Origin of the sequence: Bradyrhizobium sp. B097 (assembly GCF_038957035.1) — a bacterium.
In the GTDB taxonomy this organism is placed as follows: Bacteria; Pseudomonadota; Alphaproteobacteria; order Rhizobiales; family Xanthobacteraceae; genus Bradyrhizobium.
Genome location: NZ_CP152412.1, coordinates 5,042,911 through 5,056,316, shown reverse-complemented (window position 1 = coordinate 5,056,316; position 13,406 = coordinate 5,042,911). Strand labels below are relative to the sequence as shown.

The following is a 13,406-nucleotide window of genomic DNA, read 5'->3' as shown; positions in this document are numbered from 1 at the left end:
CGCCTTTTCTGATGTCCCCCATGGAGCTGCCGAATGACTGCCGAGACGCAACAACGAATCCTTGCTGCCGTTGACGAGGGATTCGATGCGCAGCTTGCGACGACGCAGGCCTTTGTCGCGATCCCCTCGACCCGCGGCGCCGAGGGGCCGTGCCAGGACATGATCGGCGATCTCCTGCGCGAGCGCGGCTATGAGGTCGACGACTGGCACATCAATCTCGACGAGTTGAAGGATTTGCGCGGCTTCGGCCCGATCGAACATGATTTCTCCAAGGCGCGCACAGTGGTCGGCACCTATCGCCCGGCCACCAATGCCGGCAAATCGCTGATCCTGCAGGGCCACTGCGACGTGGTGCCGACCGGTCCGCTCGAGATGTGGGAGACGCCGCCGTTCTCGCCGGTCATCAAGGACGGCAGGATGTACGGCCGCGGCGCCTGCGACATGAAGTCCGGCACCATCGCCGCGCTCTATGCGCTGGATGCGATCAGGAAGGCCGGCCTGAAGCCGACGGCGCGGATTCACTTCCAGTCGGTCATCGAGGAGGAGAGCACCGGCGTCGGCGCGCTCTCGACCTTGCAGCGCGGCTATCGCGCCGATGCCTGCTTCATCCCGGAACCGACCAACGGCAAGATGATCCGCTCGCAGGTCGGCGTGATCTGGTTCCGCTTGAAGGTGCGTGGCTTCCCGGTGCATGTGTTCGAGGCCGGCGCCGGCTCGAACGCGATCATGGCGGCGTATCACCTGGTGCATGCGCTGGAGAAGCTCGAGATCGCTTGGAACGAGCGCGCCAAGGCCGACCGCCACTTCAAGGACGTCAATCATCCGATCAACTTCAATCCGGGCATCATCAAGGGCGGCGACTGGGCCTCCAGCGTGCCGGCCTGGTGCGACGTCGACTGCCGCATCGCGGTGCTGCCGGGCTGGTCGATCGCCGAATGCCAGAAGGAAATTCTGGCCTGCGTGTCGGCGGCGGCGCGCGACCACCGCTTTCTCTCCAACAATCCGCCGCAGGTGGAATGGTCGGGCTTCCTGTCGGAAGGCTACGAGCTCGTGAACTCCGAGGCGCCCGAAGCCGCCTTCGCCAGGGCGCATCAGGCGGTCTATGGCGGGGCGGTGGAAGACCGCGCCTTCACCGCACTGACCGACACGCGGTTCTACGGCCTGAACTACGACATCCCGAGCCTCTGCTTCGGCGCCAGTGGCGCGGCGATGCACGGCTTCAACGAATATGTCGAACTGGACTCGCTGCGGAAGTCGACCAAGGCTACCGCGCTGTTCATCGCGGAATGGTGTGGGGTGGAGCAGGCGTAGCGCGCTCGCGCTCACGTCATTGCAATGGTCTCGTGCGCGATTGCGCACCACATTCGGTGTCGTCCCGGCGAAAGCCGGGACCTATACTCCGCGGCCTATGTTGTGATGAGACTCGTCCTCGCAGCGTTGCACAACAAGCAAGATTTGTGGTTATGGGTCCTGGCTTTCGCCAGGACGACGTTGGCAGATTCAGCGCTCCGGCCACAACGCCTTGACGATCGCATCGAGCCCATCGGTCAATGCGGCGGGGCCGGGTTGCAGGATGATCGGTGACTTGATCTCGACGATCCGGTCGTTGCGCACGGCCGGGATGTCGCTCCATCTCTCCCGCTTGCGGATGCGGTCGGGCACGACTTTCTTGCCGCACCAGGAGGCCAGGATGACGTCGGGCATCGCAGCGCGCACGGCGTCGGGCGTGACGATGCGGTCCTTGGCGGCCTTGTGCGCCCGCAGATGCGGCAGCGCGTCCCCGCCGCCGGCGATCTCGATCAGTTCGGACACCCAGCCGATGCCGCTGATCAGCGGATCGTCCCATTCCTCGAAATAGACCTTTGGCCGCGGCGCCGGACGCGGCGTTGCCGCGATTGCGGCCAGCCGTTGTTCGAGCCCTTGGGCGAGTTGCCCGGCGCGCTCGGCGGCGCCGACCATCGCGCCCAAAGTGCGGATCATCGCAAGGATCCCGGCGACGTCGCGCTGGTTGAAGACATGGACGGCGACGCCGGCACGCACGAGATCGGTGACGATGTCGGCCTGCAGATCGGAGAAGGCGAGCACCAGATCGGGATCGAGTGCCAGGATCTTTGGGATGTCGGCGGAGATGAACGCCGACACCCGCGGCTTCTCGCGGCGGACCCGCGGTGGCCGTACCGCATAGCCGGAGACGCCGACGATGCGGTCCTGCTCGCCGAGCAGATACAGCGTCTCGACCGTCTCTTCGGTCAGGCAGACGATCCGGCGGGGAGGGAAGTCACGCATCGCGGACGGTATGCAGACTCGCCAAGGATTGTCACGGCGGCCATGACGTCATCCGTTCCATTACCTCGCACGTCATTGCCGGGCTTGACCCGGCAATCCATCATGCAGAGGAAGCTTCTCGCGAGGACGATGGATACGCGGGTCAAGCCCGCGTATGACGCCAGAAAAACCGGAGAAACGTGATGACGCCGCTCGAAAAGATCCAATCGATGAAGATGCCGTTTGCGGAACTGAAGGGCGTCACCTTCACCGAGGCGGGCCAGGATCGGGTTGTTGCGAAAATGCTGGTGCGGCCGGACCTCTGCACCCTCCGCAACACCATCCACGGCGGTGCGGTGATGGCCTTCGCCGACTCCGTCGGCGCCGCCGCCACCGTGATCAACCTGCCTGAGGACGCCAAGGGCACCACGACGCTGGAGAGCAAGACCAATTTCATCGGTGGCGCCAAGGAGGGGACCACCGTGATCGCGACGGCGACACCTGTTCACCGGGGCCGGCGGACCCAGGTATGGCAGACCAGGCTGGAGACCGAGGACGGCAAGCTGGTCGCTGTGGTTACGCAAACGCAATTGGTATTATGATGAGGCGATGATGTGATTTGTCGATCACATCATTGTTTACTTAAATGAATCTAGACACTTGAATTATATGCTGCGATGCACAATATAGGGATGCTAGGGACTCGACGCCTCCTCGAGGGCTACCAAGAGGAGTTATGAAATGAACTATGATTCTATCCGTCCGACGTCCGCCAAGGGCACCGTCCGGACGTTGAGCCAGCAGGAGGAGCTTCCTCTGCTGCGCGATCACCTGTTGCGACTGGACCGTACCAGCCGCCACGATCGTTTTCATGGCTTCATCGACGACAGTTTCATCCGCCGCTATGCCGAGCGTTGCGCCAACGACGGCACGGTCATCATCGCCTATTTCGAGGATGGCGTGGTCCGCGGCGCGGCCGAGCTGCATCCGCCGGAGCAGTCACCGGATGCGCAGCCGGAAATCGCCTTCAGTGTGGAGCGGTCGGTGCGGCGCAAGGGCGTCGGCAGCACCCTGTTCCGCAAGCTGATCGCCGAGGCGCATGCCAAGGGCTACGGCAGCCTGCGCATCACCACGGGCGCGCAGAACGATGCGATGCGTGCGCTCGCCACCAAGTTCGGTGCGCAGCTGACCTTCCGTCACGGTGAGTCCACCGGCAGCATCGACCTGACCGAGCAGAACCAGGGCGAACCGGCGCCGGCCGCTGCACCGGTTACGCCGGTCGAGGCCGCGCGCGCGATCGTCGACATGAACCGCGCCTATTGGCGAATGGTAATGCAGATGTCCGGCTGGGGCCGCGCCGCCTGAGCCGATAGCGTTTCCAAGCGAACCGGACACCGGTGCACGGGAAGGAAACGCGTCCAATAAGAAGCTCAGATCAAACGTAAAAAGGGCAATCCGTTCAGCGGATTGCCCTTTTTCTTTGAGTAACCGGATGTTGTATTTCAGGTGCCGGTGCGCTTGGCGGGCACGAGACGGCGGACCACGCGGCGCTCGACCACGACGGAGCGCTGCGCGCCCTGTTCGCCGGCGATCACGCGGGTTGCCGTTCCGGTGCGGGCGCTGACGCGCGCGGTCTTCTTCACCTCGGCCAGCACCTCTTCATAGGGCAGCCCCATCAGGGACGATGCGATCTCGGCCTGGGCCTCCACGTCATCGGTGATGCCGATGGCGGCGAAGATTGCCTCCTCCAGCGTCGGCGGATCATGCCGCACGCGCCGGGTGCCATACTTTGTATTCCAGTCTCCGCTCATCGCCGCCTCATCTTTGAATCGCGGGAGATACGTAAGGTCCCCAATGTTGCATTGCAATATGAATATGAGATGGCAATCCAGCCATGCAGCTAGAGTCTCTCAATCTTGTGAGCGTCATAAAGTTCGATGGTGGTCGCAGCGGCCGCAAGAGATTGCAGGGAGCGGACGAAATCGCGCGAGGCGGGGACCGCGAAATGCGCCGCCAGCGCGGCGCGGTCGGCCCATTGCTCGAAAAACACCAGCCTGAGCGGATTCTCGCAGTCGACCTGGACCGAATGCGAGATGCAGCCGGGCTCGGTGCGCGAGCGCTGGACATGCTCGAGGCTCAACCGCCGCACCTCGTCGAACGAGTCGGGGCGGGCGGTGACGCTGCCGGTGACGACGATCATGGTCTTCCCCTGTTGTTACGGGGCGGCTTCCACCCCTGACGCATTGATCGGTTGCTGCGGCCAGCGCTTCAGCGCGGCACGGCCGGCATCGGTCAGCACATAGATGCCGCGCTCGGCGCGATCGAACCAGCCGTAGACATTATGCTGCAGGATCTTGCCGGCGTCGGGAATCTCGGCGCGGAGGTCGCGCACCCGCCGAGGCCCATCCGACAGCGCACAGGCGCAGGCCAGCGCCTGCTGCCGGTAGGCGGTCATGATCGGCGCGCGCGTCGATCCGCCCATGGCTGGATCGCCCTTGCGCTTCCGGTGCTCGGTGATCAGGCGCGAGCGCTTCTTCGGATTGCGGCGCGGTGCCGCAGTCGGCGGCGGCACCAGCACCTCGACGTCGCCGCGGTCGGTGACGCCGAGCATGCCGAAGCCGAGCCGCCGGCACAGATTGCGATAGCGCGCGTCGCTTTCGCGGCCCTTGCCGCGGGCCGAAACCTTGGCCGCGATCCACACCTCATCGGCGGCGGCGGCGCGATCGACCGCCTGCAGGATCAGTTCGAGATTGAAGGCGAGCTTCAGTTCGCCGATCACGACGACAGGCGGATCGCCGCCGCTCAGCGCCACGAGGTCGCAGCCGCCGATCTCGCCCTTCACCGTGAAGCCGAGCTTTTCGAGGAAGCGTTTGACGGGCAGATAAAGCGCGGTTTCCAACAGGCAGGCTCCTGCGGCATCCCGCCGCGACTCAGGTGCCAGCATAGCGCGGAATTGCGCCCGCTGAGGCCGACGGAATTTGCCCAAAGCGCGACCAGGTCACCAACGAGGAGCATTCGCCGACCTATGGCGAGCGCCCGGTGTGGGAACGCAAGGTGGTCACCATCGGCTTTACCGGCACCTACACCGACGAGACCGCCGAAGGCGACGGCATGGCGCTGGCCGGCAAGCAGAGCATCCGCTTCAGGTCGAAGCTGCGGCTGCTGGTTGCTGATTGAACTGTCGATGCTCGCCGGGCTCGCGGCGTTAGCTGATCAGGCGGTCATAGTCTGCGTGAGAGCCGATCCAGAACCAGAGATATCCATCGTCTGTTTCAACCGCGAGCGCGCGATATCGCAAACCGACCCGAACGGACCAAAATCGTCCGACTTTCTTGAACTGAAGTGATGGATGGCGCGGATTGCGCTTCAACAGTGCGAAGTTCGCGTCGGCGAGCTCCCGGATTGGGACAGGCAACTGGCAGCCCAAAACTTCGGGGAAGCGGAGTGCTTCACAAGTCGCGCGACTGCCCAGCGCGATGCGCCGCCAAGGCTTCGTCCGCCACGGCGTCGAGTTTCCCGGCTTTAGCGTCCCGTTCGATCGCTGCATCGAAACGCTCAGCATCGAACGTTTCAAACCAGGCGCGAAAACGCGCAAGCTCGCGAGGAGCCAGCTGTTCGACGGCCTTCTCGATGTCTTCGGCAGTGGTCATCCCAGATATATAGCATTGCTCGTATCGAGCGAAAAGACGTCGGGACAAGGCAAAGCGTCTAAACCCGCCCATTCACCGGCAGCAGTGCGCCGGTGACGGCGCTTGCGGCGTCGCTGGCGAGGAACAGGATCACGTCGGCGAGTTCCTTTGGCGTCACCCATTTCGAGATGTCGGCCTTCGGCATCGCGGCGCGATTGGCGGCGGTGTCGATGATCGAGGGCAGGACGGCGTTGACCGTGACCTTGCCCTTGAGCTCCGCGGCGAGCGACTCGGTGAGGCGGTGCACGCCGGCCTTTGACGCCGCATATGGACCCATCCCGGACGCCGCCTGCAGCGCCCCGAGCGCGCCGATATTGATGATCCGCCCGGCGCCGGATTTGGTGAGATGCGGAATCGCGGCATGCGACGTGTTGAAGGCGGTCATCACGTTCATCGCGTACATGCGCTGCCATGTCGCGGGATCGCCGTCGCTCACCGCCTCGAAGGTAAAGCCGCCTGCGATGTTGATCAGCCCGTCGAGCCGGCCGAAATGCGCCGCGGCCTTGTCGATCGCAGCCGTCGCCTGCGCGGTGTCGGTGAGGTCGACGCCGCCGAGCTCGATACGATCGGCCGTCGCGGCCAGCTGCGAGGCCGCATGATCGATGCCGGCAACGCGCGCGCCGCGCGCCAGGGCTTCTTCGGCGACCACCTTGCCGAGCGCGCCAAGCGCGCCGGTGATGACGATGGCTTTTCCGTTCATGGCGCTCTCCGTATTCGCAACAGGTTGCTGCCCACTATGATCAGGCGGATTTCATTTGCAATGCCGCCAATTTCGTCTCCTACTGCGCGCATTCATCAGTTCATTCACCTCAAGGATGTTTGCGATGCCGACACCGAGGGCCTGCGAAACCCATCTCGAACTGGTCAAGTTCAGCTACGGATTGCCGCATCTTGCGCAGGCGCTCAAGCGCGACCGGAAGGTCAAGATTGTTGCCCTCGGATCATCATCGACCGCGGGAGCCGATAAAATTCTCCCATTTCCACCACGGCTGGAGATCTTATGGCGAAGCCAGAAGCAGTCCTTCGGCCGGATGATCGACATCATCAACCGAGGGATCGGCGGGCAAGAGGCGCCGGAAGAATTCTCGCGCATCGAGTCCGATGTCATCGCTGAAGCACCGGTGATGGTGATTTGGCAGGTTGGCACCAACGCCGTGTACAGGAACTACAACTTCGATCAGGTGCAAGCGACATTCGAGGCAGGACTCGATGTGCTTGCCGGGCTGCCGCTGGACGTCGTGGTGATCGATTCGCAATACACCCAGGCAATCATCGGCGCGCCGGACGTGCTCAAGCTCGCCAACCAGTTCATGCCAATGATCGCCGACGTCGCTGCAAGCAGGAAAGTCAACCTGTTCCGCCGCTTTGCGCTGATGAAGCAATGGGTCGATGCCGGAATTCCGCTCTCCGAACTCGACGATGGTGCGCAAGAGCATCTCCATACGAGCGAGTGGGCAACCGATTGTGTCACTCAAGCGTTGCTCGGTGCGATCAACGATGCGGTGGCACGCAGCGCGAGCACGTCGTCCTGACTACGTAAGACTACGGAGGTGGGCCGGTTGGATAAAATTTGCGGCAGTTCCGTAAGTCGTTTTCAGAACCCTTTGCTTAGAAGCGGAACTCTAGCCAAGGTAGGGGTTATGAGAATGGGAAATCTTCCGGATCACGGTTTACCGCTCGTTCAGCTTAAGGAGCAGCGGCGCGATCTCGTGGTAGCGCTGCAAAACCGCAACGGACCAGTGGGCAGCTGGGAGCTGATGCAGATCGCAGCGATTCAGCAGGCGATCTCGGCATTCGAGGATGTGATCGCCGATCTCGACGCGGAGCTTGAGCTCGAGGCCGCTGCGGCCTGAACTCTTTTTCAGTCAGGTCGCGTTTTCTCCACGCGAACCAGTGTTCACTACGCTCGAACGCTCTCGCGTGAATCGATCAGGCCTGTAGATAGCGGCCTTCAAGCGCCTCGCGCTCGGCCTGGCCGAGCCCGAGGCCTTCGCGGAAATAGCCGTCGAGGCCGCCATAGTCGGCATCGATCGCCTCGAACGCCGCCTCCAGAAACGCCGCGCGTACGGTGCCGAGCACCTGCTTGACGTCATCGGGCAGCTCGGTGCTGTGGGCCGGGTCGCGCTTGTAGAACTGGTTGGTCAGGAGATAATCGTCCGCGATCACCTGATCGGACACGCCGAGCGCCTGCAGGATCAGCGCGCAGGCAAAGCCGGTGCGGTCCTTGCCCGCGGTGCAGTGGATCACCAGCGGCGCGCGGTTCTCGAGCAGATGAGCGAACAGCGTGCGATAGCGCGGGGTGTTGTCCTGGACATAGCCGCGGTAGGAATCCCGCATCACGTCGATCGCATCGGCTTCCAGGAGTTGACGTTTGCTGGCGATCGCCCGCAGCGAAGCAACCACCGTCGGCTCGACCGGCAGTGAATGCACGGTCACGTCGCTCATGCTGCACAGCGCCTCGGCGCGCTCGGCAACACCGCGAAAGTCGAATGCGCTCTTGACGCCGAGGCCGCGCACCACGGTGACGTCCTGCTCGGTGAGATGCGCCAGATGGTTGGAGCGAAAGATCTGCCGCCAGCGCACCGTGCGGCCGTCACGCGTCTGGTAGCCGCCAAGGTCGCGAAAATTGCTGGCGCCGGCGAGATTGAGGTGACGGGCAGGGGCTTCTGACATCGGGCGGGCCTGTTGCAGCTGATGAGGTCTTGGCGCAGAAATCCTGGCGCAGGAGTATGGGGCGCAGACAGGTCTATAACCGGCCTCTCGGGGGGAGAATATGACTTATCGCGGAGGCGCCATTCTCGTCGGCGCAATTCTTTTCGAGATTTTTGGTTCCTGGGGAGCGCCGGCGCAATCCACCTTCCGGAATTATCACTGTGCCGATGGCACGCAGTTCATTGCCGCGTTCTTCAACGGGGACACCCGCGCGCATCTGCAACTCGACGGCAAGGCGGTGACACTGACGAAGCTGCTGTCGCTGACGGGCGCGCGCTACAAGGGCGGTGGTGTCACGCTCGAGATTACCCGGGCCGGATTGACCAGGCTCCGGCACGCCAAGCGGCCGGTGACGGCCTGCGAGCTGGCATGAAAAAAGGGCCGAAACGCTTCGTTCCGACCCTTTCCTATTGCCCTGCTGCTGTCTGACGTTTTTGCGCTACGCCTTTGCGTTGCGTCGGCATCAGTGATCGCGGCTCGGTTTGGCATCGTCGATGGCCGCCTGATGGTACCAGCTCTCGCTGCAGGCCGAGGTCGCGACCTCAGCGGCCAGCTCGCGTCCCGTCCGCATCTCGCCGTAGCGGCGTCCGCCGAGAGCCGCGCGGCCCCCAGCCGGGAATTGGTAGATCGTTGCCGATCCCTGATTTTGGCCCGTCGTAATCATCTCAAAGTCTCCTATGGCCGGAGCGAGCCTCCATGGTGCGCCCGACTCATTCGTGTGTCGTTACCGTCATTTTGATATCGGCCCGGGTCCGGCGGGGTGCAAGTTGACCAAGAAACAGTCATTCGCTGTCTAATTCGTGTGCAAATCCCGGTTTGCATCCTGCGAGGCAGGATGCAGCTGACCAACGCTTGGGCCGAGCCGATGGTTGCTCGGCGCCCGATGGTTGGACACGAACTGTCACATGGCCCTGCCGCCGCATTAATCGGCGGCGGACGCCGTAGCTGAATTTGCTGCAGAAACGAGCGGCGGAGGGCGCTGAGAGAAGATTTTGGCTGACCGTGACGCATGCCAGCTGCGCTGCTTTGTCGCAGCTAAAAATGCGATGTCCGCTGTGGACATCCGCGGGCCGGGCGGGTGCCGCAGTGCAGCGACTGGCATTTTAATTGCTTAGTAAGAGCCGGCCGATGGTGGCCGGGTACGCGTGCGGCGGCCGACTGGCTTTCGGTTCCTCACGGTTTTGCATCATCAACAGAGAGGTTCAATGACCAAGTACAAGCTCGAGTATATCTGGCTCGACGGATATACGCCGACGCCGAGCCTGCGCGGTAAGACGCAGATCAAGGAATTCGCGTCGTTCCCGACCCTCGAACAGCTCCCGCTGTGGGGCTTTGACGGTTCGTCCACCCAGCAGGCTGAAGGCCACAGCTCTGACTGCGTGCTGAAGCCCGTCGCCTGCTATCCCGACGCTGCGCGCGAGAACGGCGTGCTGGTGATGTGCGAAGTCATGATGCCCGACGGCAAGACGCCGCATGTCTCGAACAAGCGCGCCACCGTTCTGGATGACGAAGGCGCCTGGTTCGGCTTCGAGCAGGAATACTTCTTCTACAAGGACGGCCGCCCGCTTGGCTTCCCGTCCGAAGGTTATCCCGCGCCGCAGGGCCCGTACTACACCGGCGTCGGCTATTCGAACGTCGGCAGCGTCGCCCGCAAGATCGTCGAAGAGCATCTCAATCTCTGCCTCGCCGCCGGCATCAACCACGAAGGCATCAACGCCGAAGTGGCGAAGGGCCAGTGGGAATTCCAGATCTTCGGCAAGGGCTCCAAGACCGCTGCTGACCAGATGTGGATGGCTCGCTATTTGATGCTGCGCCTCACCGAGAGCTACGGCATCGATATCGAATTCCACTGCAAGCCGCTCGGCGACACCGACTGGAACGGCTCGGGCATGCACGCCAACTTCTCGACCAAGTACATGCGCGAAGTCGGTGGCAAGGAGTACTTCGAGAGCCTGATGAAGGCCTTCGACAAGAACCTGATGGATCACATCGCCGTCTACGGGCCGGACAATGACAAGCGTCTGACCGGCAAGCATGAGACCGCGCCGTGGAACAAGTTCAGCTATGGCGTGGCTGACCGTGGTGCGTCGATCCGCGTGCCGCACTCCTTCGTCAACAACGGCTACAAGGGCTATCTGGAAGACCGCCGCCCGAACTCGCAAGGCGACCCCTACCAGATCGCTTCGCAGATCCTGAAGACGATCTCCGAGGTTCCGACCGGCGCCAAGGCTGCAGCCTAAATGGCTGCGGCTTAAGTGGCTGCAGCTTAAACGGCCGCGGACTAAGCAGCTATCGGACCCGGATGGAGCCATCCGGTACCGCAATCGGGTCCGCCAGGGCGACTGTCTTGGCGGACCTTTGCTTTTTAACGACAGTCTTTGCGGCAGGCTTGCCGCCGAAAGCGGTTTCGCTGCGTTATGAACCGCGCTAGACAACGGTTATGTCTTGGCTGCCGGGGACACGGCGCTTGTTTGAAGGGTTTTACAAGGTCCGGTTCGAGCTGGGGGGCGCCGTCGGCCGCAGCGTGATGTATGTCGGCGACGGCAAGATGCTCGGCGGCAACTCGGCGTTCGCCCATATCGGCACCTATCAGAAAGCCGGCGACGAGGTCGCGGTCGAGATCCAGACCGTCCGCCACAACCCCGATCCGAATTACCGCGCGATGGCCGGCACCGATGACGCGACGCTGCTCGCCAAGGGTAGGCCGGACGGCGAGCTCTACCGCTTCAAGGGCGAGCTGAAGGAATTGCCCGGCGTACCGTTCCAGTCGGTGATGACGCCGATCACCGAGGACGAAGTCCCGATCGCAGGCGGGGTCGGCGAGGGCGGTATCATCAACGGGCTCTATTCGATCCACATCCAGCTGCTTGACGGTGTCGACGGCAGCCTCACCGGCGTGATGCTGCTGAACAACGGCCGCATCCTTGGCGGCGATGCGTTCTTCTACTATCTGGGCACCTACATCTCCGAGAAGGGCCGCTGGAAGGGGCAGATCCTCAATCAGGAGCACACCTCGGCGATGGGCGAGAACCCGGTCTTCGGCGGCCATGAGGTCGGCATCGGCTTTGCCGGCAGCTGCGACGCGGAAGGCGCCGTGCTCGAAGCGACGGCGCTTGCCGGCAAGCGCAGCCTCCGCCTCAGGGCCGCGCTCAAGCTGATGCGGCGGGCGTAAGCGGGATGGACAATTGGGTTCGCGTGCTCTCGACGCTGGCGCTGAAGGGCGCGGTCGCGCGCCTTGCCGCGGCTTACCATGCGGCGAGCGGCGTGCGGATCGATGCCGATTTCGCGCCGACGCTGGCGCTGCTCGAACGCCTGCGCGGCGGTGAGGCCGCCGACCTCGTGATCCTGACCCGCGAGGGCCTCGACGAGATGATCGGCGAGGGCCGCGTTGCGCGGGAAAGTGTTGTCGATCTCGCGCGCTCCTATGTCGGTGTCGCGGTGAAGGCGGGCGCTGCGCATCCCGACATCGCCAGCGAAGCCGCATTGCGTGCGGCGCTGCTCGGCGCACGGGCGGTGGCCTATTCGCGGCTCGGCGCCAGCGGCATCCTGTTTGCGCAGCTGATCGTGCGTCTCGGCATTGCGGATGCGATCAACGCCCGTGCGGTGATCATTCCGGCGGGCTTCACCGCGGAAAGGCTCGTCACCGGCGAAGCCGACCTTGCGATCCAGCAGATCAGCGAGTTGAAGCAGATCGATGGCATCGAAATCGTCGGGCCAATTCCCTTAGGTTTGCAGACGCCGGCGGTGTTTTCCGCGGGCCGCATGGTCGACTCACGACGCGCAGCGGCCGCCGATCATCTGCTGCGGTACCTCGCGTCCGCCGATGTCGCGCCGGTGCTGCGCGAGACCGGGCTCGAGCCTTGAATTTGTCCACACCGAGACGCAACCTGCCAGTCATGTTCAGAACACTCCATGCAATTGTCCTTGCCGTAGCGCTGGCCGCGCCTGTGCTGGCCCACGCACAATCGGCCGACCTCGTGCTGTGCGACCGGCTTGCCGCCGATCCCACCGATCCCGACAAGCCGGCTGACGTGAAGGGCGTGCCCGAAATTGCGTCGGCCGATATCGCGACCGCGATCAAGTATTGCGCAGTGGCGGCAAAATCGTCGCGCCGCGCGATGTACGAGCTTGGCCGTGCCTATGCCGCCAACCGGCAGACGGCGGAAGCAATGTCGGCCTGGCGCAAGGCGGCCGACAAGGGCTCGACGTCGGCGATGGTCGAACTCGGCGTGCTCTACGGCAATGGCACCGGCGTCGCCAAAGACGAGGCGCAGGCGCGCAAATTGTTCGAGCGCGCGGCGCAGGCCGGCAACGCGCGCGGCGTCAGCAATCTCGCCGCCCTCGGCGGCAGCGTAGCGTCCGACCCGGCACGTGCGCGCGAATTGCTCGCCAAATCTTCCGAGACCAATGCGGAGGCGCAGTACCAGCTCGGCATGATGCTGGCCGAAGGCAAGGGCGGTGCGCAGGACGATGCCGGCGCGCGGGCGCTGTTCGAGAAGGCTGCCGCGCAGAACCATCCGGGCGCGCTGGAGCGGATGGGCGCCTTCGCGCAGGCCGGCCGCGGCGGTCCGAAGGATAGCGATGCGGCAAAAGCCTATTACGAACGGGCGGCAGCGCTCGGCGACGAGGATGCCAAGAAGGCGCTGGAGCGCGCCCGCTGTCCGTACGTGATCAAGGACAAGCGCGGCAATGCCGTGACCAACCTCTGCTTCTAGTCTCATCGCGCTTTAGGCAGGAACG

Annotated in this window: 19 protein-coding genes and 1 pseudogene; 11 read left to right on the top strand and 9 right to left on the bottom strand. The window is 63.7% G+C overall.

Annotation, left to right across the window (positions count from 1 at the left end):
• Nucleotides 1-33 precede the first annotated feature (33 nt).
• Nucleotides 34-1,311, top strand: coding sequence for an ArgE/DapE family deacylase (locus AAFG07_RS23880; RefSeq protein ID WP_342722317.1), 1,278 nt, complete (start codon nt 34-36; stop codon nt 1,309-1,311).
• A gap of 189 nt (nt 1,312-1,500) precedes the next feature.
• On the opposite strand, the gene AAFG07_RS23875 is transcribed toward AAFG07_RS23880, so the two are convergent.
• On the bottom strand, nt 1,501-2,286 hold the full coding sequence (locus AAFG07_RS23875; protein ID WP_342722316.1) for a cobalamin-binding protein: 786 nt from the start codon (nt 2,284-2,286) through the stop codon (nt 1,501-1,503).
• A gap of 182 nt (nt 2,287-2,468) precedes the next feature.
• Between AAFG07_RS23875 and AAFG07_RS23870 the strand changes: the two genes are divergently transcribed.
• Nucleotides 2,469-2,867: a PaaI family thioesterase gene (locus AAFG07_RS23870; RefSeq protein ID WP_092113549.1), complete on the top strand. Its 399-nt coding sequence runs from the start codon at nt 2,469-2,471 to the stop codon at nt 2,865-2,867.
• A 139-nt stretch (nt 2,868-3,006) separates the two neighbouring features.
• Nucleotides 3,007-3,630, top strand: coding sequence for a GNAT family N-acetyltransferase (locus AAFG07_RS23865; protein WP_342722315.1), 624 nt, complete (start codon nt 3,007-3,009; stop codon nt 3,628-3,630).
• Between the two features lie 137 nt (nt 3,631-3,767).
• Here the strand turns inward: AAFG07_RS23865 and AAFG07_RS23860 are convergent, their stop codons facing one another.
• The 3 genes from AAFG07_RS23860 to AAFG07_RS23850 form a co-directional block, all read right to left on the bottom strand.
• Nucleotides 3,768-4,076 (bottom strand): hypothetical protein, encoded by a 309-nt coding sequence (locus AAFG07_RS23860; protein ID WP_176531725.1) that lies wholly within the window; start codon nt 4,074-4,076, stop codon nt 3,768-3,770.
• Between the two features lie 89 nt (nt 4,077-4,165).
• On the bottom strand, nt 4,166-4,465 hold the full coding sequence (locus AAFG07_RS23855; RefSeq protein ID WP_342722314.1) for a putative quinol monooxygenase: 300 nt from the start codon (nt 4,463-4,465) through the stop codon (nt 4,166-4,168).
• Between the two features lie 15 nt (nt 4,466-4,480).
• Nucleotides 4,481-5,164 (bottom strand): DUF2161 family putative PD-(D/E)XK-type phosphodiesterase, encoded by a 684-nt coding sequence (locus tag AAFG07_RS23850; RefSeq protein WP_342722313.1) that lies wholly within the window; start codon nt 5,162-5,164, stop codon nt 4,481-4,483.
• A gap of 140 nt (nt 5,165-5,304) precedes the next feature.
• Here AAFG07_RS23850 and AAFG07_RS23845 point away from each other — a divergent pair, with 140 nt between their 5' ends.
• On the top strand, nt 5,305-5,442 hold the full coding sequence (locus tag AAFG07_RS23845; protein ID WP_342722312.1) for a hypothetical protein: 138 nt from the start codon (nt 5,305-5,307) through the stop codon (nt 5,440-5,442).
• Nucleotides 5,443-5,470: 28 nt separating this feature from the next.
• Here the strand turns inward: AAFG07_RS23845 and AAFG07_RS23840 are convergent.
• The 3 genes and pseudogenes from AAFG07_RS23840 to fabG all read right to left on the bottom strand — a co-directional run bounded on the left by AAFG07_RS23840 (nt 5,471) and on the right by fabG (nt 6,654).
• Nucleotides 5,471-5,718 (bottom strand): annotated as a pseudogene (locus AAFG07_RS23840) (hypothetical protein).
• The gene (locus AAFG07_RS23835; RefSeq protein WP_342722311.1) at nt 5,715-5,915 is read right to left on the bottom strand and encodes a hypothetical protein; all 201 of its coding nucleotides are present in this window, start codon (nt 5,913-5,915) and stop codon (nt 5,715-5,717) included. The pseudogene AAFG07_RS23840 and the gene AAFG07_RS23835 overlap by 4 nt, the downstream one beginning before the upstream one ends.
• Nucleotides 5,916-5,973: 58 nt before the next feature.
• Entirely contained in the window at nt 5,974-6,654 is a 681-nt protein-coding gene (gene fabG / locus AAFG07_RS23830) for a 3-oxoacyl-ACP reductase FabG (protein ID WP_212317641.1), read from the bottom strand.
• A gap of 124 nt (nt 6,655-6,778) precedes the next feature.
• Between fabG and AAFG07_RS23825 the strand changes: the two genes are divergently transcribed.
• Both AAFG07_RS23825 and AAFG07_RS23820 read left to right on the top strand, forming a co-directional pair.
• Nucleotides 6,779-7,486, top strand: a complete 708-nt coding sequence (locus AAFG07_RS23825) for an SGNH/GDSL hydrolase family protein (protein WP_342722310.1) — start codon at nt 6,779-6,781, stop codon at nt 7,484-7,486.
• A 114-nt stretch (nt 7,487-7,600) separates the two neighbouring features.
• Entirely contained in the window at nt 7,601-7,807 is a 207-nt protein-coding gene (locus AAFG07_RS23820; RefSeq protein ID WP_038375209.1) for a hypothetical protein, read from the top strand.
• Between the two features lie 76 nt (nt 7,808-7,883).
• Here AAFG07_RS23820 and AAFG07_RS23815 read toward each other — a convergent pair whose 3' ends face one another.
• Nucleotides 7,884-8,627, bottom strand: a complete 744-nt coding sequence (locus AAFG07_RS23815; protein ID WP_342722309.1) for a tyrosine-protein phosphatase — start codon at nt 8,625-8,627, stop codon at nt 7,884-7,886.
• A 100-nt stretch (nt 8,628-8,727) separates the two neighbouring features.
• Between AAFG07_RS23815 and AAFG07_RS23810 the strand changes: the two genes are divergently transcribed.
• Nucleotides 8,728-9,039 (top strand): MliC family protein, encoded by a 312-nt coding sequence (locus AAFG07_RS23810; protein ID WP_342722308.1) that lies wholly within the window; start codon nt 8,728-8,730, stop codon nt 9,037-9,039.
• Nucleotides 9,040-9,129: 90 nt separating this feature from the next.
• Here AAFG07_RS23810 and AAFG07_RS23805 read toward each other — a convergent pair whose 3' ends face one another.
• Nucleotides 9,130-9,330, bottom strand: a complete 201-nt coding sequence (locus AAFG07_RS23805; protein WP_092113564.1) for a DUF2735 domain-containing protein — start codon at nt 9,328-9,330, stop codon at nt 9,130-9,132.
• 541 nt (nt 9,331-9,871) lie between these two features.
• Here AAFG07_RS23805 and AAFG07_RS23800 point away from each other — a divergent pair.
• The 4 genes from AAFG07_RS23800 to AAFG07_RS23785 all read left to right on the top strand — a co-directional run bounded on the left by AAFG07_RS23800 (nt 9,872) and on the right by AAFG07_RS23785 (nt 13,381).
• Complete coding sequence (locus AAFG07_RS23800; protein WP_342722307.1) at nt 9,872-10,906, top strand: glutamine synthetase beta-grasp domain-containing protein; 1,035 nt, start codon at nt 9,872-9,874, stop codon at nt 10,904-10,906.
• Nucleotides 10,907-11,133: 227 nt separating this feature from the next.
• Nucleotides 11,134-11,838, top strand: coding sequence for a GrlR family regulatory protein (locus AAFG07_RS23795; RefSeq protein WP_342722306.1), 705 nt, complete (start codon nt 11,134-11,136; stop codon nt 11,836-11,838).
• 5 nt (nt 11,839-11,843) lie between these two features.
• Entirely contained in the window at nt 11,844-12,530 is a 687-nt protein-coding gene (locus AAFG07_RS23790; protein ID WP_342722305.1) for a substrate-binding domain-containing protein, read from the top strand.
• 32 nt (nt 12,531-12,562) lie between these two features.
• Nucleotides 12,563-13,381, top strand: a complete 819-nt coding sequence (locus AAFG07_RS23785; RefSeq protein WP_342722304.1) for a tetratricopeptide repeat protein — start codon at nt 12,563-12,565, stop codon at nt 13,379-13,381.
• Nucleotides 13,382-13,406 lie beyond the last annotated feature (25 nt).

Bases quoted from the DNA above. Each gene is read 5' to 3' on its own strand.
- AAFG07_RS23860 (WP_176531725.1), bottom strand. From the start codon at position 4,076: ATGAGCGGAGACTGGAATACAAAGTATGGCACCCGGCGCGTGCGGCAT.
- AAFG07_RS23800 (WP_342722307.1), top strand. From the start codon at position 9,872: ATGACCAAGTACAAGCTCGAGTATATCTGGCTCGACGGATATACGCCG.
- AAFG07_RS23835 (WP_342722311.1), bottom strand. From the start codon at position 5,915: ATGACCACTGCCGAAGACATCGAGAAGGCCGTCGAACAGCTGGCTCCT.
- AAFG07_RS23865 (WP_342722315.1), top strand. From the start codon at position 3,007: ATGAACTATGATTCTATCCGTCCGACGTCCGCCAAGGGCACCGTCCGG.
- AAFG07_RS23855 (WP_342722314.1), bottom strand. From the start codon at position 4,465: ATGATCGTCGTCACCGGCAGCGTCACCGCCCGCCCCGACTCGTTCGAC.
- AAFG07_RS23815 (WP_342722309.1), bottom strand. From the start codon at position 8,627: ATGTCAGAAGCCCCTGCCCGTCACCTCAATCTCGCCGGCGCCAGCAAT.
- AAFG07_RS23805 (WP_092113564.1), bottom strand. From the start codon at position 9,330: ATGATTACGACGGGCCAAAATCAGGGATCGGCAACGATCTACCAATTC.
- AAFG07_RS23880 (WP_342722317.1), top strand. From the start codon at position 34: ATGACTGCCGAGACGCAACAACGAATCCTTGCTGCCGTTGACGAGGGA.
- AAFG07_RS23785 (WP_342722304.1), top strand. From the start codon at position 12,563: ATGTTCAGAACACTCCATGCAATTGTCCTTGCCGTAGCGCTGGCCGCG.
- AAFG07_RS23790 (WP_342722305.1), top strand. From the start codon at position 11,844: ATGGACAATTGGGTTCGCGTGCTCTCGACGCTGGCGCTGAAGGGCGCG.
- fabG (WP_212317641.1), bottom strand. From the start codon at position 6,654: ATGAACGGAAAAGCCATCGTCATCACCGGCGCGCTTGGCGCGCTCGGC.
- AAFG07_RS23875 (WP_342722316.1), bottom strand. From the start codon at position 2,286: ATGCGTGACTTCCCTCCCCGCCGGATCGTCTGCCTGACCGAAGAGACG.
- AAFG07_RS23810 (WP_342722308.1), top strand. From the start codon at position 8,728: ATGACTTATCGCGGAGGCGCCATTCTCGTCGGCGCAATTCTTTTCGAG.
- AAFG07_RS23870 (WP_092113549.1), top strand. From the start codon at position 2,469: ATGACGCCGCTCGAAAAGATCCAATCGATGAAGATGCCGTTTGCGGAA.
- AAFG07_RS23825 (WP_342722310.1), top strand. From the start codon at position 6,779: ATGCCGACACCGAGGGCCTGCGAAACCCATCTCGAACTGGTCAAGTTC.
- AAFG07_RS23820 (WP_038375209.1), top strand. From the start codon at position 7,601: ATGGGAAATCTTCCGGATCACGGTTTACCGCTCGTTCAGCTTAAGGAG.